Source organism: Actinomadura sp. KC06 (assembly GCF_004348735.1).
GTDB lineage: Bacteria > Actinomycetota > Actinomycetes > Streptosporangiales > Streptosporangiaceae > Spirillospora.
Map to the genome: position 1 here is coordinate 181,588 of NZ_SMKT01000001.1, position 22,354 is coordinate 203,941.

At 72.1% G+C, this 22,354-nt stretch carries 12 protein-coding genes; 6 read left to right on the forward strand and 6 right to left on the reverse strand.

The window, feature by feature from the left end; all coding sequences use genetic code 11:
• Positions 1–34 precede the first annotated feature (34 nt).
• From E1287_RS00855 to E1287_RS00880, 6 genes are read left to right on the forward strand one after another with little or no spacing between them, the layout of a single operon-like run.
• Positions 35–2,353 carry a hypothetical protein gene (locus E1287_RS00855; RefSeq protein WP_131962471.1) on the forward strand — a complete coding sequence of 773 codons (2,319 nt, stop codon included), beginning with the start codon at positions 35–37 and terminating at the stop codon, positions 2,351–2,353.
• Positions 2,354–2,362: 9 nt separating this feature from the next.
• Complete coding sequence (locus E1287_RS00860; protein ID WP_131962473.1) at positions 2,363–3,424, forward strand: hypothetical protein; 1,062 nt, start codon at positions 2,363–2,365, stop codon at positions 3,422–3,424.
• Positions 3,425–3,437: 13 nt separating this feature from the next.
• Positions 3,438–4,484 (forward strand): hypothetical protein, encoded by a 1,047-nt coding sequence (locus E1287_RS00865; RefSeq protein WP_207933942.1) that lies wholly within the window; start codon positions 3,438–3,440, stop codon positions 4,482–4,484.
• The gene (locus tag E1287_RS00870) at positions 4,481–5,533 is read left to right on the forward strand and encodes a lipopolysaccharide kinase InaA family protein (protein ID WP_131962475.1); all 1,053 of its coding nucleotides are present in this window, start codon (positions 4,481–4,483) and stop codon (positions 5,531–5,533) included. Before E1287_RS00865 ends, E1287_RS00870 begins: the two co-directional genes overlap by 4 nt.
• Positions 5,523–6,224, forward strand: a complete 702-nt coding sequence (locus E1287_RS00875; protein ID WP_131962477.1) for a vWA domain-containing protein — start codon at positions 5,523–5,525, stop codon at positions 6,222–6,224. The genes E1287_RS00870 and E1287_RS00875 overlap by 11 nt, the downstream gene beginning before the upstream one ends.
• Complete coding sequence (locus E1287_RS00880; RefSeq protein WP_131962479.1) at positions 6,221–6,412, forward strand: hypothetical protein; 192 nt, start codon at positions 6,221–6,223, stop codon at positions 6,410–6,412. Before E1287_RS00875 ends, E1287_RS00880 begins: the two co-directional genes overlap by 4 nt.
• 855 nt (positions 6,413–7,267) lie before the next feature.
• Here the strand turns inward: E1287_RS00880 and E1287_RS00885 are convergent.
• The 6 genes from E1287_RS00885 to E1287_RS00910 all read right to left on the reverse strand — a co-directional run bounded on the left by E1287_RS00885 (position 7,268) and on the right by E1287_RS00910 (position 21,570).
• Positions 7,268–9,355, reverse strand: a complete 2,088-nt coding sequence (locus E1287_RS00885) for a DEAD/DEAH box helicase (protein ID WP_347813942.1) — start codon at positions 9,353–9,355, stop codon at positions 7,268–7,270.
• Entirely contained in the window at positions 9,352–10,668 is a 1,317-nt protein-coding gene (gene brxD / locus E1287_RS00890; RefSeq protein WP_131962481.1) for a BREX system ATP-binding protein BrxD, read from the reverse strand. Before brxD ends, E1287_RS00885 begins: the two co-directional genes overlap by 4 nt.
• Entirely contained in the window at positions 10,665–13,442 is a 2,778-nt protein-coding gene (gene pglZ, locus E1287_RS00895) for a BREX-2 system phosphatase PglZ (protein WP_131962483.1), read from the reverse strand. Before pglZ ends, brxD begins: the two co-directional genes overlap by 4 nt.
• A complete protein-coding gene (locus tag E1287_RS00900; protein ID WP_131962485.1) occupies positions 13,439–17,329 on the reverse strand; it encodes a PglY protein in 3,891 nt (1,296 codons plus the stop codon). The genes pglZ and E1287_RS00900 overlap by 4 nt, the downstream gene beginning before the upstream one ends.
• 141 nt (positions 17,330–17,470) lie before the next feature.
• Positions 17,471–20,044 carry a hypothetical protein gene (locus E1287_RS00905; protein ID WP_131962487.1) on the reverse strand — a complete coding sequence of 858 codons (2,574 nt, stop codon included), beginning with the start codon at positions 20,042–20,044 and terminating at the stop codon, positions 17,471–17,473.
• On the reverse strand, positions 20,041–21,570 hold the full coding sequence (locus tag E1287_RS00910; protein WP_131962489.1) for a hypothetical protein: 1,530 nt from the start codon (positions 21,568–21,570) through the stop codon (positions 20,041–20,043). Before E1287_RS00910 ends, E1287_RS00905 begins: the two co-directional genes overlap by 4 nt.
• Between the last annotated feature and the right edge of the window lie 784 nt (positions 21,571–22,354).

A 22,354-nucleotide genomic window follows, 5' to 3' on the forward strand; every position in this document is an offset into this window, starting at 1 on the left:
ACCGCCGGCGTCCCCGGCACGGAGGAAGACAGCGATGACCGATCGCGCGGACGGCAGGTCCGACGAGGCCGACCCCCGAGTACCGCCCGGGCCGCGCCCCGGAGCAGCCGAGAAGGGCGAACGGCCAAGACCGGGCCCGGAGCACGGACCGGCGTTCGAGGGCGACGGGGACCGCGACGCGGGCAAGGCCGCGGCCGGGAAAGGAGAGGAGCGGCGCGATCCGGTGTCCGAGGCCGCCCGCGAACTGCACGGCGCGGAGGAGGCGGAGGCACGCGCAGACAACGCCCGGCGGGGCGAGATCCTCGCCGAAGCGTGGGAACGGTTGGAGCGTTTCCGCGAGCGCGGTGACCTCTACATCGACAAGCTCACGATGTTCAACGGCCAAGTGGGCGTCGATGGCGGCTTCAGCATCGGTTCAGGCCCCGAGGCCAGGTCCGGGACCGAGCGGAAGCTGGTCAAGCTCGACGAGATGACGCTCCGGACGCATCTCGACCACTACGTCCGGCCCGCGAACTACGCGGACGCGGTGCGGCGGCTCACCGACCTGCACCTGCTCGTCCTGGCCTGCCCGGCGGGCACCGGACGTAACGCGGCGGCGATCAACCTGCTCACCGACGCCGGCGCACCACGCTGCTACAAGATCACCGACCTCGGCGTCGTGCACTCGGGCGACTGGACGCCACCGGATCCCGGCGCCGGGTACCTCGTCGATCTCGACGTCCTGGCCAAGGGAGGGGGAGCGCTCGCCGCGGGCGGCATCGACGAGTCCTGGATCGAGGCGACGGCCGCGCGTGTCACCGCCGCCGGCGGCTTCCTGGTCGTGCTGACCGGGCCGCCCCGCGGCGCGCTCATCGAAACCGCGGCCCACTCACCGCACGTGATGGTCTCACTCGGCGACCTCGACCCCGTGGCGGTGCTGATCCGCCGGGTGCTCGGTCCAGAACCCGACGCGGCGGCCCTGGCAGGGCTGCGCGCCGAACTCGATGGCGCGGGCGCGCCGCAGCTGCTCGCCGAACACCCAGGGCCGCGCACCGCCGTCCGGCTCGCCTCCGCGTACGCGTCCAAGGGCGACCTGGCGGCGGCGGTGCAGGCGTTACGCGACCCGACCGGGCAGGTGCACGCCTGGTTCGAGAAGCACCGGGCCGCGGAGACGATCTGCTTCGCGCTGGCCACAGCGGCGCTGGAAGGCGCCGGCTACCTGACCGTCTCCGACGCCGCAGTCGATCTCTATCGGTTGCTGGAGCCGGAAGCCGTGTACCCGCTCGACCTCAGGTTCCGTGAGCGCCTCAGGACTGACCACGCCTGGATCGAACTGGTACCCGGCGGCGGCGGAACCGATCCGGGACGCCCGTCGGGGCCGAGCGTCCGCTTCACCAGTGATCTGCTCCAGGCGGCCGTGCTCACCCACGCCTGGTCCTTCCTGGACGGCGGCCGAACAGCGCTGCTGCGCTGGCTGCGCGCTCTGACCGACCATCGCGACATCGGTGTCCGGGCCCGCGCGGCCGTCAGCGCCGGGCTGATCGCACGCGATGACTTCGACCACGCCATGCACCGGTTCCTGCGGAGCTGGGCCGGGGACGAGAAGCGGAAGACGCGCGAGGCCGCGGCCGCCGCGCTCGGCATCGTGGCGAGTGAGCCGGAGCTGTACGAGCCGGTGTGGGAGCTGCTGGAGTCCTGGTCGCGCGAAGGGGGCTCCGGCTTCCAGAACCGGTTGCGACTTACCGCCGCCGACACCGTCGGCAGCCCCTTTGGCGCCGTCCGGCCAGAGCGGTCCCTGGGTTTGCTAGCCCGCGTGCTCGGTGACCCGGAGTGGCGCGGCCTGGCCGCTGTCGGCCTCAGCGTGCTGCGGCTGACCGAACTCGGGCGCGAGGACGAGGTTCTGGGCGCCCTGCTGGAGTGGTCGCATCCCCAGGACGACTCGGCCATGGTGGCGCAGGCGCTCTCAGTGTCCGTGTTCACCCTGCTTGCGCCCGTCCCGTGGACACACGTCCCCGGAGGGGTACCGGGGCGCCCGCTGCTGATCGCCGACAACAGGCGGCACCACCGTCACATCGAGGAGCTCTGGGCCCGCGCGCTCGCCCGCAAACCCGCCCAGACGCACGCGCTCGACGCGCTCCGCGACTTTCTCGACGAGCACGCGGATCGGGAGCCGGACGCCCTGGCGGCGATGCGGACCGTCCTCGTCGGCGTCGCCGCCCGGGGGGAACGGCACCACCGGCGGCTCGAGTGGTACCTCGGCCGCTGGGAGAGCGATCCCGACCGGCCGTCGCGCTCCGCCGCGACCTTGCGCCGCGCCCTGACCGCCCGGCCCGATCATCGCCGCCCCGCCCACGACTTCAACGGCCGACTCTAAGGACGTCCCGTGTACCAACCGAGATACTCGACCTTCGACCCCCTCATCGAGCACAAGCCGGTCTCGATGCTCAGGCTGCTGAGCCCGCTGCGCGCTCCGGCGCCCGGCACCGCGCTCGTACTCGTCCCCCGGGAGGGGGCGCCGATCACCGTCCGGCACGGCGAGCCGGTGCCCGCCGCCCATTACGGCGTCCACCAGTACAGCTGCCTGGTCACGCTCGCCGAGCACGCGCTGGCGTTCGAGATCGCGCTGGTCAGCCGCGACCCGGGGTTCGTCTTCCGCAGCCGGGTCATCGTCCATGTCCACGTCGGGGAACCCGCCTTGGTCGTGTCGCGCGGCATACGCGACGTCGGCGCCACTCTCTACGAGCCGATCAAGCACATGCTGCGGCCCGTCGCACGGAACTTCGACATCGCCGAGTTCCACCAGGCGGACGAAGCGCTGAACACCGTGCTCGGCGACTTCCACGGCGACTCGGCGCTGCGCCTGCGCAACGCCACCGTCGAGCTACTGCCCGATGAGGACGAGGTCGCCAACTCCGCCCGTTCCTACCGCGAGGTCACCCGCGAGACCCGGCTTGGCGCAATGCGCCGCGACCGCCATCTGGACATGATGCGCCGTGAGGGCACCGAGGGGATGCTGGCCGAGATCTTCGAGCGCGAGGGGCCGTCCAAGGTGCTGGACTGGATCGCGCATGCGGAGGCGACCGAGCGCGCCGAACTGCTCAGGCTCTTCCAGCAGATGATGAACCGCGCCGGAGTCGACCGCGAGCCGTTCGACCATCTTGAGGCCGAGCGCCAGGTCGTGGACCGGCTGACCGGCGGGTCCAGTGTGGCGTTCGGCGGGACGCGGCGGGTGAGTCGGGTCCGCGGCAGCCTGCCGCCCCGGCCACCGGAGACGCCGCGGACCGGGCCGGTGGACGCGGCCAAGGCGCCCGCCTCACCGCAGAGCAGGTACCCGGCCGGCCCATCGCAGCCGCCCGGGCCCCCCGAGGACGAGCCGCTCGAACCGCCCCGAGAGGACGCGGGCCCGCCCCGTTCGCGCGTCCGGGGCGCACGGCCGACGGAGTGACGAGGAGGAACCGATGAGAATAGCGTCCAGCACGGGGGCCGGGCCCGGTCATGCAGTCTGGTACCACCAGGACGCGGCCTTAACGGCGGTCGGCGTCTGGACGGAGCGCCGTGCCGACGCCGGCGAGGACGCCGAGCCGCTCCTCATGCACCACAGGCCGACGGAAACCGGCCTCATCGCCGTCTTCGACGGTTCCGGCGGTTCGGGAGCCGCGATCGCCCACGAGTCCGCGGCGGGGATGCCGAGGACGGGCGCCTGGGTCGGCTCGCGGGTCGCGCGGGCCGCGTTCGAGACCTGGTTCGGTGAGACGGCGGCCGGTCGCGGGCTGGACCGCGACGCCACCGCACTGACCAACCGGCTGGCGCGGTCGCTATCCCTCATGCGTCCCACCCGGGCGCCCCGGCTGGTCGGCCGGGTCCGCCGGGAACTGCCGACCACCATGGCCGCGCTCCGCTACCGGCGGCGCGGCGGGACTCTGGAGTGCCGGGCGCTGTGGGCGGGCGACTCGCGCGCCTACCTGCTGACCCCTGAGGCTGGACTCCAGGCGCTCACCCGCGACCACACCGACGAGGCCGACGCGCTGGAGCAACTCCTCCAGGACCCGCCGATGACCAACGTGATCTGCGCCGACCGGCCGTTCCGCCTCGACCAGGCGGACAGCGAAATCCCCCTGCCGTCCGTCCTTGTCTGCGCCACCGACGGCTTCTTCGGCTACGTCGACACGCCCGCTCACTTCGAGTGCCATCTGCTGCGCGAACTCCGTGACGCCAGGGACGCCGCCGACTGGGCCGACCTGCTCTCCGCACGCGTCACCGGCTACACCGCCGACGACGCGTCGCTGAGCCTGGTGGCCATCGGCTACCGCGACTTCGAGCATCTACGCGATGCCTTCTCGCGCCGCACGAACGATGTCCTGCGCGCCCACTGGCCGGACGGCCCGCGGCTCACGGAACCGCAGTTCCGCTCGTGGCGGTCCCGGTCCTGGCACGAGTATCGGCCCGGCTACGAGCGGTTGATGCCGGCCCTGCCGGGCGCGCGGCCGGACGGAGGTCGCCGATGAAGGCGGGCGATGTCATGCACGGCTACCACATCACCACCGAGCCGACGAACGAGGGCGGCGGCAAATGCGTCTGGGCGTTCGCCGAGCGCGAGGGCCGGGTGTACTTCGTCAAACGCTTCCTGGAACCGAAGCGGCCGCGGGGAGGCGGCGGGGGGAGCGAAGCGAGCAGGCGGGCCCGCATGCGGGAATGCGCGGAGTTCGAGGACCGGCACCGATCGATCATGGAGCGCCTGACGCCTGACGCGGTTGGTGCCGGGAACCTGGTACTGGCGGTCGACTTCTTCCACGAGCGGTCGAGCTACTACAAGGTGACCGAGCGGGTGGACACCGCGTCCATGACCAAGCCGCACGCACTCGACACCCGCAACAAGAGTGTCCTGCTGCGCACGCTGGCGCTCAGCCTGCGGCTGCTGCACGACCTCGGAATCGTCCACGGCGACCTCAAACCCGCCAACGTCCTGGTGCAGCAGCGTGCGGCGAACGCGTTCCACACCGCCAAGCTGATCGACTTCGACGACGCATACCTGTCGGGGAGCCCGCCGGCGCCCGGCGTCATCGCGGGCGACTCGATGTACGGAGCGCCCGAATGGCTGCGCTACCTGCGCTCGGACACGGCGACCGACCCGGCCGAGCTGACGACCGGCTGCGACGTGTTCTCGCTAGGCCTGATCACCCACCTCTACCTCACCGGCGCGCTGCCCGCGTACGACACCGGCGCCCACGCTTCGCCGGCCGAGGCCGTGGACGCGGGCGCCCCGCTGCGCGCCGACGAGCGTCTGGCCCCGGTCATGCGGGAGCTGATCGAGGCCATGACGACGGGCGACCCGGAGCAGCGGCCCGGTACCGGCGCGTTCTTCGAGGCGCTGCGGGACCCGAACATCTGCCTGTTGGACCGCCGGACCACCGTCGCGCGCCCTTCCCGGATCCGGGTCGGCGCTCACGACCGGGGCGGTGCGGAGCCCGGCCGGCGCCCAGACGAGGCCGGCTCGTCCGGGCAGGGAGGCACGGGCTCTCAAGACATACAGAAGGGACCCTTCCATGACCTATAGCAGCGCGGGAAACCTGCAGTACGCGGTCGACATCGTCCTGTGCATCGACGTCACCGACAGCATGTGGCCGGTGCTCGACGCGGTGAAGAAGAGCGCGATGTCGTTCCACCAGCGGCTCGACAGCGTCATGGCCGACAAGGGGAAGGCCATCAGCCAACTCCGGCTCCGTGTCATCGCCTTCCGCGACTTCGGCGACCATCCCGAGAGCGCCATCGAGCAGACCGGGTTCCTGGTCTTCCCCGACCAGGCCCCCGAGTTCGACGCCTTCGTGCGGCGGCTGCTGCCCCTGGGCGGCGGGGACGTTCCCGAATCCGGGCTCGAAGCGCTCGCTCTCGCCATCGCCTCACCGTGGGAGCGCGGCCTCGACCGCAGGCGGCACATCATCGTCATGTTCACCGATGCCCCGGCGCACCCGCTGGGCGATCCCCGGTCGCGCGCCGCCCACACCTACCCGCCGGAGGTTCCGGCGAACCTGGACGACCTGTTCGAGCGGTGGGGTTACGCGAGCAGCACCACCGCGACCATGGAGAACAGCGCCAAGCGCCTCGTACTGTTCGCGCCCGACTGCGAGCCCTGGGCCGACCTGGTCGAGGAGTGGAACCAGACGCTGCTGTTCCCGTCCGCCGCCGGCGCGGGACTGGAGGAGTTCGAGATGGACGAGATCGTCAACACCATTGTGAACAGCCTGTGATCATACGACGCCGACGGCGCGGTGGGCTGCCGGACGCCGCCGCGGCGGAGAAGGGCGCCGGGCCCCGAACCGACGGCACCGACTGGATCAGTTTCCGGCCCCGGCCCGACACCGAGGCGCTGCTGGAGGTCCTGCACGACCGCCTGCGCGCCGCGGCCGCGGAGGTGACGGCCCATGACGGTCGCTGAGGAGATCGCCGCACCGAACTGGCGCTGCCTGCGGTGCGATGTCTGGAACGCGCCGGACGACAACAGCTGCATGGTCTGCGAAACCGACCGCACCACGGCCACCGACGCGTCCGCGCTCGTGCCGCTCATCCCGGATGCGCGGGCCTCGGGTACCGAACGGCGCGGGCCGACACCGAACCCGCGTGGACATCCGCCGTCCGCGCCCGCTCCGCGTATCCCGCCGAGCCCGACATGGCCGGGCGTCCGGCCGGGTTCCCGTCCCGACGTCCCATGGGTCCCGGCACACGCGGCCGGCTCACCCGCGCCCCACCCGGCAGGCACGGGCCCATATCCAGCCGCGTCGAGCGGTCCCAATGGAGCCGCCGGGGAGGTGTTCTTCCCGCCGGCGGGCCCGCCCCTGCGACCTATGGCGCCACCTTGGGTACCCGGCGGGCCGCCCCGCGGGCTGCCACCGTACGCGGGGCCGAGGCCCGGCATGCGACCCCCGGGACATGTCCCGTTCGTTCGGCAGAAGTCCGATCTGGTCCTAGCACGCTCGATCGGAATCGGGTGCGTCGTCCTGCTGCTGCTCTTCTTCGTGATCTCGGCCTGCGCCGCAGCCCTCGGCTCATCGTCTGGAACCGAATACTGACACCTCCCCAAGATTGTCAGCGAATGCGTTGTTGCGGCGGTTCCGCGACCTCACCCGCGGGGTGCTCAACCGGGCATTCCGGGCCGGAAAGTGCCTATTTCACGTTCAGCTACCTGGTGGCCAAGGGGCGCGGGTGCCCCGCGATGACCGGCTGCTGGAACGCCGCGTCATGCGCCGGAAGTCGGCTCAATGCTGAGGGCGTCCGGCTTCATTACGGCAGGGCGCTATGTCGTGGTGAATCGGACGGGGTCGGTGAGAGCCGTCAGGGCGCCGTCCGGGTCGGCGAGGCGGGCGGCGAGGGTGGCGAGGGCGAGGCGGGTCGGTAGGGCCTCGTTGAACTTGAGGCCGCGCAGTGCGCGTTCGTCGATGTCGGGGAGGCAGAGCCGGTCGGCGGCGTCGGCCGTGCCGGACCTCCACATGTCGCGGGTGAGGTCGGGGCGGAGGCGCACCCATTCGTCCTCAAAGCGCTGCTTCTCGTCGGTCAGGCCGGAGAGGGTCGCGGTGAGGGCGGCGTTGGCCCGGTAGCCGGCCCAGTTCCACCAGCGGACGTCGTCGCCGTCGCGGGCGATGACGGTGCCACCGGGATGCACCGTGGGGGTGGCCGCGTCACGGGTCTTGGCAAGGTAGCGGACGGCCCGTTCCGTCATGGTCACGGGCGGGTCGGCGCCGAGGAGGACCTCCCGGCACGCACGGGTGAGCGCGAAACCGGAGCCGGTGAAGGCCGTCCCGTACCAGCGGGCCTTTCCGGGACGGTCGGACGGTTCGACGAAGCAGCGGCGGCGTTTCCAGTCGATCCAGGTGACCTGCCAGCTGCGCCCGCCGAGGAGCAGGACGCGCGGGCCTTCGACACGTTCGGTGAGGAGCATCGGGTCGGTCCGGCCGATCTCCTGCCGGCCGGACAGGACGGTGAACTCAGGGGGCGCCGTGAAGACGGCGGTCATGCCCATGAAGTGGCGGCGGCCGAACTTCTCCTCGGCGGCAGGGCCGATGAAGAGGAACTCGCCGTCCTGCTCGACGTATCCGTGCTCGACGAGGTGGCGGACGATCGGCTCGGCGCTGCGGTCGAAGGGCGGCAGCCCGTTCCAGTGTTCGGCCCACAGCCGGTTTCCGACCTTGTGCTCCTGCAGGCAGAGAGCAAGGAACTGCTGGGCGACGATGTGGCGGGGTTCCGGAGGCGCCTGCACCGGTTCGACGTACCCGCGGCTCCACAGCAGGGTCAGGGCGGCCGCAGAGACGAGCGAGTCTTGGTCGAGGGCCAGGAAAAGGCAGTTGCGAGTGGTTCCCGGACGTCTTCCGCTGCGGCCGAGACGCTGGAGGAACGCGGCGACGGTGGACGGGGTGTTGAGCTGGATGACGCGGTCGAGGTCGCCGACGTCGATGCCGAGTTCGAGAGTGCTGGTCGAGACGATGACGCAGTCGCGGGCGTCGGCGAACGCCTCTTCGGCGCGGCGGCGCTCGTCGAGGGAGAGGGACGCGTGTGACAGGAAAGTGGTGACGCCGCGAGCGCGCAGGGCGGCGCCGAGTTCCTCGACGAGCTGGCGGGAGTCGCAGAAGACAAGGCGTTTCTCCCCGCGGTGAAGCGCGGCGATGACGGTCGCTGCGTTGGGGACCGAGCCGACGTAGTCGAGTTCGATGGCGTTGTCCTGGGCGGTCGCCGCCTCTGGCGCGACGACGCGCGCCGGTCCGCGGTTGGAGCCTTGGAGCCAGGTCAGGAGTTCGGCCGGGTTGCCCACCGTGGCGGACAGCCCGATGCGCTGGATGGGGCGCCCGGCGAGGCGGGTGAGGCGTTCGAGGACGGCCAGCAGGTGCCAGCCGCGGTCGTCGCCGGCGAAGGCGTGGACCTCGTCGACGACGACCGCGCGGAGGTCGGCGAAGAGCCGTCGCTGGTCGACCTTCACGCTGAGGAGCATCGCCTCCAGCGATTCGGGGGTCGTGAGCAGGATGTCGGGTGGGTCGGTGAGGATCCGGCGGCGGGCCGTCTCCGGGACGTCGCCGTGCCAGAGCGCGGCGCGGCGGCCGATCCAGCCGGCGTAGCTCTCAAGGCGTGGCAGCAGGTTGTTGAGCAGTGCCTTCAGCGGACAGACGTAGATGACCGACAGCCCGGTCCAGTTGCCCGCGTCCATCGCGGACAGCAGCGGGAACACGGCGGCCTCGGTCTTTCCGCCCGCCGTCGGGGCGAGCAGGACCGCGTCGTCCCCGTCGAGCACCGGCCCCACGGACTCTTCTTGCAGAGGCCGCAGCGACCGCCAGCCGAGGGTGTTGACGATGTGGTGCATCAGCGCCGGTGAGAGCCGGTCGGCAGGCGCGGTCACGGCAGGTCCAGGGGCACGTCTCCCGCGGCGTTGCGCTCGGTCTCGTTCAGCTCGGACGCGGAGACGGTGAGCGCGTAGTCACGGCGCGGGTCGAAGTCGGGGAACTCGTCCACGCGGTCGAGGACGTCGGCGACGAGCTTGCGCAGGAAGACGCGGGGCGCGACGCCGACCTTGCCGCCGAGGCCGCCGGTGACCGCGGCGGCGAGGTCGGCGACGTAGGCGTCGTCGACGCGGGCCGTGATCCGCGCGGAGCCGCCGGCCGCGTACAGGTCGCGGACGTTGCGTCCGAGTTCCTCCAGTTTCGGCAGGTCGAAGCCGGTCAGGCGGAGCTGGACGGCGCGGGGCGAGTCGAAGCGCGCGTCGGTGGCGAAGTCGGTGGCCAGACGCTGGGCGAGCGGCGCGAGCCGCTGGACTCCCTGCCGGCCGTCGAAGAAGGCGGGCGTACCGGTGATGACGAGGAACAGGCCGGGGAACCGCCCGCCGTCGATCTCGTCCAGCAGTTGCCGCAGCGCGTTCAGGCCCTTCTCCCGGACGTCGCCGCGGACGCGCTGCAACGTCTCGATCTCGTCCAGGACGACCAGGAGACCGGGATGGCCGCAGTCGCGCAGGACGATGAGCAGGCCCTGAAGGAAGCCGAGGGCGCCGAAGTGGTCGAGGTCTCCGCGGACACCGGCGGCGCGGCGGGCGGACGCCGCGACCGAACGTTGCCCGCCGAGCCAGGCGATCAGCGCCTCGGCCGTGGCGGTGTCGCCGGTCTCGCTCGCCTTGCGGTAGCCGCGGAGCGCGGCGGCGAAGGCCGGGGTGGTGCGGGCGACGTCGGCGAGCCGCTGCTCCATCAGGGTGTCGACGGCGCGGGCGAGCCCCTCGGCGTCGTCCTCGGCGGCCTGCCCGGCGTCCAGGACCTCCTCTTCGAGGGTGTAGAACCACAGGTCGACCACGGGCCGCAGCGCGCCGGCCGGGTGGCTGGCGGTGGTGAGGCGCTCGGTGAGGCGCCGGTAGACGGTTTCGAGCCGGTGGAGCGGTGTCTCGGTCTCGGAGATCTGGATCTCGGCGACGGCCAGCCCGGCACGTTTGGCCCGCTCCCCCAGCCAGCGTGCGAAGAACGTCTTGCCAGAGCCGTATTCGCCGCGGATGGCGTGGAAGGCCGAGCTTCCCGTGCCGACCGCGGCGATCTCCTCGTCCAGAGCGCCCGCGAACCGGTCCAGCCCGACGGCGAACAGGTCGAGTCCGGCGCGCGGGACGGTGCCGCGCCGCAGGGCGTCGATGACCTCGCGGCGGCGGACGGCGCTGACCTGCGTCCGTGGGTCCGTCACCGGTCCACTCCGAACTGTTCGCGCAGCAGTGCCGTCTCCAGGGTGACGGTGGCACCGGAGTCGATCAGTCCGAGGACGGGGTAGCCCTCGACGTTGAGCAGGCGCTGCAGGGCGGTGACGAACAGGTCGGCATTGCGCGGCGCCCGTCCGCCGGCCGACGCCGCCGCGGCGCCGACCGCGGCGGCCGACAGCCGGCCTCCGGCGTCGGCGAGGGCATCGATGACCGCGGCGACCTGGCGGCTCTCCGGGGCTTTGCGCAGGTATTTCCTCTGGTCGGCGTACACGGGCGAGCGGGTGACACGGGCCCCGAGTGTCTCGGGGGCCGCCGGATCCGCCGCAGCGGGAGCGACCTCACCGACCGTGAAGAGGGCCTCCTTCTGCGTCGACGTGCGGCGCGTTCTGCTCTTCGGGGTCGTGGTCTCCGGCAGGACGTCCGGCGCTTCCTGGTTCGCCCACCACCAGGGGACCGTCTTCTCGGGCGGCAGGATCGACCAGCCTTGGGGCACCAGGTCGACGGACGGAACGAGGACGAGCACGGGAACGGTCATCTCGGCGAGGCTCGCACCGCCGTGGTAGCCGGCCCTGCGCGGCAGGTACCGGATGTCCTCGCGCCAGGGGACGACGACCCGGCCGCCGCCCTCCAGGACACGGGGCCCGGCGAGTTCGATCTCGCCCTCCCCCGGCTCGCCGGTCCGCCAGCGCACCGATCCGGCGTCGGAGCCCGGGGTCAACTCCCTTCCGCCGCGTTCCAGGACGTGTCCATGGTCGGAGACGAGGACGACGGGGCGCCTGTAGTCGCGGGCGGCGTTCAGCAGGTCGGTCAGGAAGGTGATGTCGGACGTCCGCCAGCCTGTCCGGTCGCCTTCCCTGTCGTGGTCGAGGGCATCGTCGATGGTGTTGAGGACGGCGCAGACGACGGCTTCGCCCGCGAGTGCGTCGAGGAGCGGCCGGGCGAGCCGCTGACCGGGTCCGCCCGGGATATCGGCCTTGTGGAACACCGCCGCCTGCATGCGGCGGCGTTTCCAGAAGGCGCTGAAGCCCGCGCTCTCGGCGGCCTGCCCCCCGGAGGCCGGTGCCCCGCACAGCAGGGAGGCGCGGCTCGTCCTGGTCACCGACGGGATCATCGAGACCGCACCGCGGCGTGCGCCGGGAGTTACGGAAACCTCCAGCCAGCGGCCACCCCGCGCGAGTTCCTCGCCCAACTGGGCGGCGACGGAGGCGCTCATGCCGTCGAGGACGAGGACGAGTGGCGCGGCCTCGCGGGCGAGCGGCCGCACGAGTTCGTCCAGCACGGACTCCACGAGGAGGGCGCCGCCGGGCGCTTCGGCGCTCGCCGTGGTGGTCCATTCGCGCAACCGGGAGGCGAAGATCTCGTCGAGCGCCGCACGGCGGCTCACCGCGGCCTCGTGGATCTCCCGGTAGGCCCGGCCAAGGACGGGGTCGTTCCCGGGGTCGCCTCCCCAGAGCACGTTGAGGGCTCGGTCGACCCATCCCCAGTCCCGCATCTGCCCGGCCACACCGGCACCGACGGAGGGGATCTCGGCCGGGCCGGGCGCGTCGAGCCAGCGGGACAGGCGGGCGGCCATCGCCGCGACGCCGCAGCGGTCCGCGAACAGGTCGGCGAGACGGTGGTCCATGACGGCGTTCAGCGCATCACCGGCGGCCTGCGGCGATTCGGCGAGCGCGGCGGCGAAGGCGCGAAGCCTGGCGCCGAGTCCGGAGGGCAGGAACGGGTGACCGGCGACGGCGTGTCCGAGCCCTGCGTCCGCGGCCAGTTCGTCGGCACGGTCCAACACGGCCATTACCCGCTCGCGGGCGGCCTGGTGCCCGCGCCGTTCCGGGCCGGCCTCGCCGATCCAGCGCGCGAGGGTGCCCTGGACGGCCGACGCGAACGCGCCGAGTTCGCCGGTGTCGTGAGTGACGCCGGCGAACAGGCCGCCGACGGCGAGCGCCGCCTCGGGTGTGCGTGCCGAGTCGGTGAGGATGGCGGCGACGACGCCGAGGGCCATCGCGTCCTCGCCTTTGCCCGCTTCCACGAGTGCGAGCAGGACGGCGGCGGCGTCCCCGACCTTCTCCCGCAGCCACGCGGCGATGCCCGCACGCTCACCGGCCGCCAGTCCGGCGTAGCGGACGGCGGCGCCAGGCGTGCGGGACCAGGCGAGGAGGGAGTCGACGTCCAGGTCGCGGTGACCGGAGCCGTCACCGAGGCCCGGCAGCTCGCCGGACAGGTCGAGCCGGGCATTCACGAGGGCGTGGACGGCGGCGTCTCGCGTCAGGACGGAGCCGCCGCTGCGCCGCCAAGGCGCCCCGGCGGGGTGCGCCCGCCAGCCGTCGGACGGCTCGGCTTCGAGCAGAGCGTCGATCAGCCATGGTTCCTGGCGGATGCGCGGGTCGAGGTCCGCCGCGCCGAACCGCTGCTTCACGATCTCCGCCCGGTCGACGCTGAGCGCGCGGCGGCCGAGGGCGTGGGCGCGCAGGTCCGCGCCGAGGTCGTGGTCGTCCACGCCCGTGGTGATGACCAGGATGGCGCCCGGCTCGGTGGCGGAATTGTGCGTCTCCCACGCGTCGACGGCCCCGAGAACGGACGTCTGGTCGCTCACCCGGACGCGGCGCTGCCGCTCACCGAACCGGATGCTGAACTCGGTGGGCGCGCCGTCCCTGTACCGGCCGTGGACGACGACGAGCCGGGCGGTGTCGCGGGCGTTCCGTCTGGGCAGTTCGATGTCGAGCAGTGCTTCCAGCACCCGCCGGTCGATAACGGGGGGCGTGCTCATCTGCCGGGCCCTCCGTCGACGCCGTCAGGATCGTCGGCGGGCTGCCAGGCGATGTCGATGGGAACGCCCGGGTTGGCCGCTGCGAAGGCCCGTACTTCCGCTTCGATGCCCGCGACGGCTTCGGTGAGCGCCTGTTCGAGGTGAGCGGACTCGACACGCCTGCGGCCGTGACTGGGAGTGCCCGCGCCGGGCATCCGCGGATCCGGCACCCCGGCCGCCTCCCCGCCGCCGGTGGGGCCGGACGGGATCGCCGGGTCGCCGTGGTCGGTCAGGCTGACCCGGCCGGCGTCACCAGGCCCGGGGACGGGGACGGGGACGCCGCCAGGCGGGCGGGGCGGCTCGGGCTCCGGCCGGGCCTGCCTGCTCGCCTCGGTGAGCAGTGCGACGGCCCTCTCGTTCGCGGCCTCCAGCACGGGTGGAAGGCTCCGGACGAACTCGTCCGTCCGCGCGGTCTCGGTGAGGTCCTGGACGAGCCGTTCGGCTCGGGCGCCGACGGTGTCGCCACGGCCGGCGAAGGCGGCGACGCCGTCCAGCACGCTCCACTGGACGCCGTCAAGGGCGTGGTGCACGGCCGGGGCGGAGACCAGGGCGGACCCGAGCACCTGGTCGGAGATGTCGTAGTCGGCGTCCGCGAGCGCCTGGACGAGCGGGGTGCTCTGGTCGCGGACGGCGGAGAGCCGGGCGAGCAGGTCGGCGGCGTTCCGGGCGGAGCGGCGGCGCGGTGTGTCCGGGTCCTGGATGCCCAGGGACGGGGCGTGGACCTCCAGCGCCCTGCGCACGTCGTTGACGGGCGCTTCCAGTTCCCTGGCCTTTTCCCGGATCTGCTCGGCGAGGTTGCGCACGTTCCGGCTGGACAGGATCTCGGGAACGCTGACACCGAAGAGGGCGGCGGCACGCGCACGGGCCTTGGCGTACTGCTGTTCGGACGGCTTGGGCTGGTCGCGCAGGGCCCAGCCGCTGCCGACCGCCTCCAGCCCGGGGAACTGCTCGGGCCTGCCTCCGTTGAGCACCCAGTCACGGTCGGCGAGGAGCGCGTAGACGGCGATGATGAGGCTGGAAACGGACTTGTCGAGCCCGGTCCAGCCATACTCGGCGATCCACTGCCGGATCTCTTCGACGGGGTAGTCGCCACCGTTGCGGCCGTGACGGGCGGCGAGCTGGTCGATCCGCCGCCGCCACTCGAAGGAGACGTTCAGCGGCCCGTCGTGGACCTCGCCGAGTTCCAGGGGGTGGACGATGCGCTTGAGCAGGCCGAGCCGGTCGCGGTCGACGACCGTCCGGCCGGAGCGGTCCTCCATCGCCTTGGCGATCCAGGAAAGGACGATCTTGAGCTCGCCCGCGGTGACGGCCTTGCGCGTGTGCGTCAGGTCGAGGTCGGGGTGCTTGGGATAGATCCTGGAGTACAGGCCGTCCGCCAAGGCGAGCATGTTGTACTCGAACCCGGCACCCCCCTGCAGGCGCGGCCGGTCGTGGCCGGGTTGCAGCGGCAGGATGTGCTGCCCGTCCCTGACCTCGGCGGAAACGTTGCCGTCGTCGCCCCCGGAGATGCCGTAGAGCTGCTGGAGGAGGGCGGTGAGCTGCGAGGCGAGGTTGTCCGCCTGCGCTTGGAGCTGGTGGCGGACGCGGATGCGCTGGTCGGACGCCAGGTGCGAGGCGTAGTCGTCGAGCCGGTCGCGCTCCAGCAGGTACCGGATCTTCAGGAGCCGTCCGAGCTGGTTGGCCTTCTGCGTGGACAGATGGTCGGGCAGCCAGACGAGGGAGTCGGCCTCCAAGCCGCCGCGGCGCAGCTCGTCGACCCGCCCGGCGTCGTCGCTCGGGTACTGGCCGTGCACGTCGAACGGATAGTCCACGACGAACCGGATCCGCCCCTCCACGGACGGCCTGAACTGCTCGGCGGGCAGCGCGGCCGGGTCACGGACGTTCTCGAAGACGAACTCGACCGTACGCCTGCTGCCCCGCCACACGATGTCGCGTTCGGAGACGAACGCGCCGGTGTCGCTGACGCCGAGCAGGTCCCAGAGCCGGTTCTTCACCCAGATGCGGCGGGCACCGAGGTTGTCCTGCTCGCCGACCTGCTCCAGCAGCGGCTCGACGTCCAGGTCGGACAGGTGCAGCGTGAACACGGGGTCGCGGTCGCCGTCCGCGCGGATCTCGCCGAACCCGGCGGCGATCAGCTCACGGAGCCGGGTGCCGACGACGCTGCCGGGCGTGGACAGCCGGGACTGGATCGAGCCCTGGTTGAGGGCGGCGAGCCGGGCGCCGGTGAGCCTGCTGAGCGCGGAGACGTCGGGCGCCAGCGCGGACAGGATCAGCGTCTTGACGATCCGGTCGTCGGCGCGGAAGTCCTTGTGCTCCTCCGAGCCGTACTTCTCCCGCAGGTGCGCGCGGACCTTGGCGTGGAAGTGCCGGGCGGTCTCGGCCTCCTGCTTGAGGTGGTCGGTGAACGCCTCGCCGACGTCGCGGCCGAGGACGTCCCAGAGGTCGCCGAGCGGGATGAGGTCGCCGAGCCGCAGGTCGTCGCGGCGCCGCGACAGGATCGTGTTGAGCAGTTTCAGCCCGGTGCGTTCCCGCTGCAGCGCCCCCGCCAGAGCGACGAGGACGTTCAGCAGTGCCGGTGACAGCGGGTAGACGTCGCGGAAGTCGTTCCAGTCGGCCTGGGTGGCGCCGTGCGCGTCGAGCAGCGCGTCCTTGACGGCCGCGTTGTATGACTCGACCTTGGCGAACGCCTCGGCAAGGGCGGACTCCATGCCGGTCCTGGGGCGCAGGATCCGCTTCTTGATGATCTCGGGGAGGTTGGTGTCCTCCAGGGTGACGACCTTGAACCGCCCGGCGAGGTACTGCACGGCCGCCTCGAGGTTCTTGACGTCGGCGCCGACCACGTCATCGCCGACGAGCTGGGACAGGTTCCGCTGCCGGGAGATGAACGACACGATCGGCACCGGCCGGTCGGCGTCGCCGGACTCGATCAGCTTGACGAGCTTGCCGACCTCGTTGTTCACCTTCTCCTGGTTGGACATGTGCGCCTGCAGCCACAGGATCAGCTCGTCCAGGAAAAGAATCAGCCCGGTATAGCCGTGCTGCCGGGCGTGCCGGCTCATCACCGCGAGGCCGTTCTCCAGCGGCAGGTAGGTCTCGGCGGCGCCGCGCGCGCCGTAGGCGTAGGTCGAGAAGGGGCCGTCGAGCAGCGCGGATTCCAGCGCCGCGCGCAGCGGGTCGCCGGGCGGCGCTTCGAGCGCCCGGTCGAGTTCGGCGCTGCCCCACCGGGAGCCGGACGCACCGCCCAGGTCGAGGTTCGGGAGGTCGTCGTCGGGTTCGGGCCGGGCCGGTGCGGAACCGCCGAGCCACTGGGCGAACTTGGCGTCGTCGGCGAGGAACTCGCGTTGCCTGCGCGCGTCCCGAAGCATCGCGTCGGACCGGTGGACGGGCGGGCTGGACAGGCCGAGCCGCCGCGCCTCGGCCGCGTAGCCGCCGAGGATCGCCGAGTCGAGGTCGGTGACGCCGACCAGGTGGAACGGCACCATCATGAATTTCTGGTCGCGGAGCCATTCGTCGTGCTCGGCGACGAGGTCCTGGAACTCCGCCTTGCGCCGCGCCGCCGGATGGTTCTCCAGGAGCGCGTGCAGCACGGTCATGAAGTGGCTCTTGCCGGAGCCGAACGACCCGTGCAGGTAGGCGGCGTTCGACTTGCCGCCCCGCACCGACGCCTTCACCAGGTTCAGCGAGTCGCGGAACGCCTTCTTGAGCTGGTCGGTGACGACGTATTCGTCGATGCGCTGGTCGGCCTCGTCGAATCCGCCGGTCAGCTCGACCTTGTAGTCGCCGGCGAGGACCTCCTCCGGGATGTCCAGGACGTCTCGCAGGTACAGTTCCGCCGCCCGCTCCGTCACCCGTCGACTCCCCTCGCCTCACCTGCGCGCACGCCCTTGCCGCGAGCTTCAAAGATAGTGCCCGTGCGGGATTCTCCCGGACCCCGCGCGCCCGATTCCCGTGCCGTTCCGGGCCCGCCGGGCTCGGCTGGCCGAAGCCGGTCACGTTCCGTGGTCGCGGAGCCTCCGCAGAAGGTCGGCGGGGTCGGCTCCGGCCAGTTCCAGGACGTCCAGCGCGCCCGGCGGCGGCGTCCGGCCGAGGGGCACCGGCCCGGCGACGAGACCGGCCCGCGGCGGACCTTCGCCCCCGGTCAGGCGCGACTCCGGGGTGCCCGACGGCGGGACGCGGTACACACGCCATCCCGGCCACATGGCCCGGGAACCGGCGACGACGAGGTGGGGCCGGCGCCAGGCGACCAAGGTCCACCGGTCGCCGGTGACGGCGTGGACGAGGACGGTCTCCAGATGCCGTCCGAGGAGCGTCGCGACGCGTGCCGCCACAGGGACGGGGTTGGTGAACCTCCCGGTGACCCGGTAGATCCCGCGATCGGATTCCAGGATCAGCTCGTCCGCTGCGAGTTCCGCGGTGATCAGGGCCACCGGGTCGTCGGAACGGGCCAGGTCGAGCAGGCGCTCCCACCCCGAGCGGCTCAGCACGTTGGCATGCGCCAGCCGGGGCGGGATGAGCAGATCGCCCACCACGTCGGTCTCCGCGACCGAGACCCGGTCCTTGACGGCCTGCCAGGTACGGGCCGCGAGCAGGTCGTGGAGAGTTCCGCCGGTGAGCGAGGCTCCTCCGAGCAGCAGGCCCATGCAGACCGCGGTGACCGCCGTCACGTGCTGGACGGCCTCGTCCGGCACGTCGTCCTCGGGACGGGGCGCCAGGCCCTCCGCCAGCCGGGCGAGCGGCGCGCGCCAGGTGTCGTCGTCGAGTTCCCAGACGCCGTGCCCGAGGAGTTGGACGAACAGGCGGGCCACGAGGACGCGCAACATCATCGGCGCCGGCTCCCGTCCGCCGGGGACGGTCCGGTCCACGGCCCGGATGGCCCACTGCCGCCACTCGCGCTTGCGGTCGGGCGGTATCTCCCCCGGCCCGGTGTCCTCGGCGTCGCCGTCCGGGCCGTCAGGGTCGTCGTCGACGGCGGCGTCGGCGGTCAGCCCCCAGCGCGGCCCCAGGGCAAGATCAGGGGCGCCGGCCCCGCCGAACAGTTTCAGGGTGAGGGGCCGTCCGATGGTCCGCTCGCATTCGTCCAGGTAGGCCGCGTAGCGGTCGTGGACGGCGGACGCCTGCGCGGACGGCGCCACGGACCGGGCGGGTAGCGCGGTGCGATGTTCGGCGACGAGGTCGGACAGCCGGAGCAGGTCATAGCGGAACCGGCGGCCCAGTTCCTCATCCGTGAAGATCTCTTCTTCCGTGTACCCGTGGCGGAGGCGCGGGCGGTTCTCGTCCGCCTGGCGGCGGGCGCAGCGCGCGGGGTGGACGACGAAGACGGGCGGCGATTCGGTCCGGCCACCGGCGCGCGGGTCGACGATCCGCACCACCGCGCCCGCGAACTCGGGTACGGCGAACTCCTGCGCGGTGCGCCCGGCGGGGACGGTGCCGATCCTGGTCCACGACCCGGGCGAGCCGTCCGGCGACACTTCGACGGCGACGTCCACGTCATAGGGATGCGCCAGGGTGACCTGGAGCAGGCCCGCGCCGGTGAGCAGCGCGCCGAGGACGAGCAGGCCCGGGCGTCCCTCCACCGGCCGGACGGTGCGCCGCCCTCGCAGGTGCGTGACGGAGGTGGCGGTGCCCTCCGGCAGGAGCGGTGAGGGGACCTCGGTGAGGACGCCCAGTTCGCAGTTTCCACCGTTCATGACGGTGTCCAGCAGCGCGGTGGCGGTGAGGTTGGAGCTGCCCGTCAGGGCCGTCCATCGGCCGCCGGTCCGCCACTCCAGCAGCTTGCCGTGGCGTGGTCGCTGCTCCGCTAGCAGCCGCAGCTCAGCGTCCGAACCGGCGAGCGCTTCGAGGATGGCGTCCCCGTCGTAACTGCTCCAGCGTTCCTGGACACCGAGGACGACCCGGGACGGTGCGAGCCGCTCGACGATCCGGGCCAGAGCGCGGCCGTTCTGGTCGATGAACGGCGCGTAGAGGTGCAGTTCCTCGACGGGCCCGGCGGGCAGCTGGTCGACCAGCCCGGTGTCGAGGTTGTGCAGCACCCGCGCCGGACGCGAGGCGATGGGGAACTCCGCGAGCCGGGTCGCGATCTCCTTCAGCAGCTCCGTCGCGTAATGCGGCACCGCCACCGGGCCGCCCAGCGCGGCCAGCCACCGGCTCAGCTCGCGGAACGGCTCGGGGGCGCCGGTCTCGTGACCGCGCAGGACGGTCCACAACTCGTCGTTGTACCCCCACCCGGCCATGGTCGGATTGCCCGAGCCGACCGCCGCGACGGCCTCGTGCGCGCCGATCAGCAGGGCGAGCTTCGGGTGGAACGAGCCGCGGCAGGCGGCGAGGCCATGGAAGTAGGACCGTCCGGCCATCCGCACGTCGACCGGGTCGTACAGGCCCTGCCCGGCGTCACCGATCACCGTGATGCGGGCGCCGAGCGCACGCGCGGTCGGGATCAGCGTCTTCTCCAGGAACGGCAGGTCGACCGTGAAGCCCAGCAGGAGGAGCTCGTGGAGCTCGGCCTCGTCGGTGCGGTCGCGCCATTCGCCGAGCAGCGTGAGCGGCGAGGTGAACTCCCAGGTCACTCGCCCACCTCCAGCAGGTCGGCGCCGAGGGGCGTGAGCGACGCGGTTCCGTCCTCGGCGCGATGGTCGAGGAGGCCGAGTTGCTGGGCGAAGTCCCCGGCCTGGTGGAGGCGGGTGCCGATGTCGCCGTCGCCCTCGTCGCCGGTCTTGTAGTAACGGCCGCCGCGTTCGTGGACGCGGGAGAACACCTTCATCCGCCCGTTGGCGTCGGGATGGGTCTTGGCCAGCGCGACGCGGCGGGCCTGCGCGAGCATGTCGTCCACGAGCCGGACGGCCAGGTCCCGCATCGGCCGGTCCGCGAAGTCGTCGATCAGCCGGGCGACCCACAGCGGGTTGAGGATGTCGTGCTGCGTCCCCAGGAATGTGGTCCGCGCCTCGCCGGACAGCTCGCCGGTGCGGCGCCCGCCGACCAGCAGCAGTTTCACGTTCACGAGAGGATCGCGCCGGTCGGCGTCCTGCATGATCTGGCGTTCGGCCGGTGCCGGTTGCCCGCCGCCCATCGTGTCGGGCAGTTCGCCGATGCAGGCCCGCAGGGACGTGGCGGGCATCGGGTCGGCCAGCCATGCGCGCAGCTCGTCCAGACTCCGGTCGGCGTCGCCGTCCTGCGAGCCGATCGACCGGACGAGCGCCGCCCACAGCCGCCGCCATGCGCTGACCGAGTAGTTCCGCAGCAGCAGTCCGCGCCACCCGAGGACGTTGTCCACGTGCCTGAGCACCGGATCGGTCTCGGCCTCGGGCCCGAAGGCCACGGCGGACCGGGCGCACACCTCCCAGCCGAGGGCCGCGTCGCCCCCGTGGAGGTGCACGGCACGAGCGAGCATCCGGAACGTCGCCCGGCGCCGGTGGTCGTCGGGCCCCCACTCCTCCGGGTCGTGGCGCCCGTTCCGGGTCGCGGTGAACAACCCGCGCATCCAGCGGACCTCCGGGCGTTCGGCGGCCTGCATCGCGAGCGGTGCGAGCGCCTCCAGCCGGGCACCGTCAAGGACGTCCGCGCCGGCGTCGCTCCACAGCGGCGCGAACAGCGCCGCGACATCTGGAGGGCAGGCGTGCCTGCCGGGGCGCGGCGCGTCGTCCTCGTTGACGGCCGTGCCGAGGACCGTGCTGGGGCCGAGGTACTGGGACCAGAACCCCGAGCGCCGCGGCGAGTACGGCTGGTCGCCGTCCATCCTCGCCGCCGCGCCGACGTGGAGGACGTCGGCGTGAAGCGAGTGCCTGACCTCGTCGACGGCGTGCGCCATGCCCGGCCAGGCGTCCGGGGCGTCGTGCAGGCGCGAGACTCCGGCAAGGACGACCTCGCTGCGCCGCAACAGCCGCAGGCTCGCCGCGCCGTCCAGGTCATGCTCGGCCGCGTGGGCGCCGAGTGCGGCGTACAGGGCGTAGTAGCGGACGTACCGGGTCACCGACGAGATCCCCGGGACCAGCAGTTCGATCGCACGCAGGACCGGCGCCTCCACTCGCAGCGGATACCGTCCCGCCCGTTGCTCGATCCCACGCTGCGACCATTCCGGACCCTCCATCAAAGCCATACGCCCCTTCTCCCGTTAACCACGGAATTTAGAGGGAATGGCCCGAACGGGGCCTACGGAAAGGGAGTATGCAACACCGAACCGTTATCCGCCGCCCTACGGTCGACCGGGCCCGCGGTTTTCGGCCGCCCGATTCAGCGCTGCCACCGCCTGGGGGTCCCGGGAGGCCAGCGGAGCATGTGACCGCGCATGCGAGTCCACGTCGGCCAGCGTATGAACACCCCGTCCGTCAGGCCCAAGCGCATGTACATGAATAACGCGAGGGTGCCCCCGAGCCCCAGGAGAAGGTACAAGAGAGCCCGCAGCCCTTCTCCAGCGGGGATTATCAGCAGCCCGCAGAGCACGGTGATCGCCAGGCTCACCTTCCACCCCCACTCCAACATCTGTTGCCGCTGCCTGGCCCTCGCTAACGAGGACACTCGCACGGTAAACGTTCTGCCGCAGACGGGGCACTCCATCCGCACGTCCTCATAGCCACGCTCTGGCCGCTCGACGGGGATGGGATGAACGAGCCACTCGTGCCTGGTGACGACGACACCGGGATTGGTGGACAGTAAATGCCCGTACCCGATCCCTGGATAGGGCCCCAAGGGCAGCCTGCTCATATCCGCTCCTTCCGGCAGGTGCATCAACGGTAGCCGCGCCGTCACGCGTGTCCACTCCTGCGAGTAGCCGAATCCGGCCAGAAAGGCGAGTTTGCAGCTCGCACCCATTGAAGCCCTTAAGTGTGCGCGGAGCTCGTGGTTCTAGAGGACATGAATGACCTCGGCAGGGTGACCCGAAA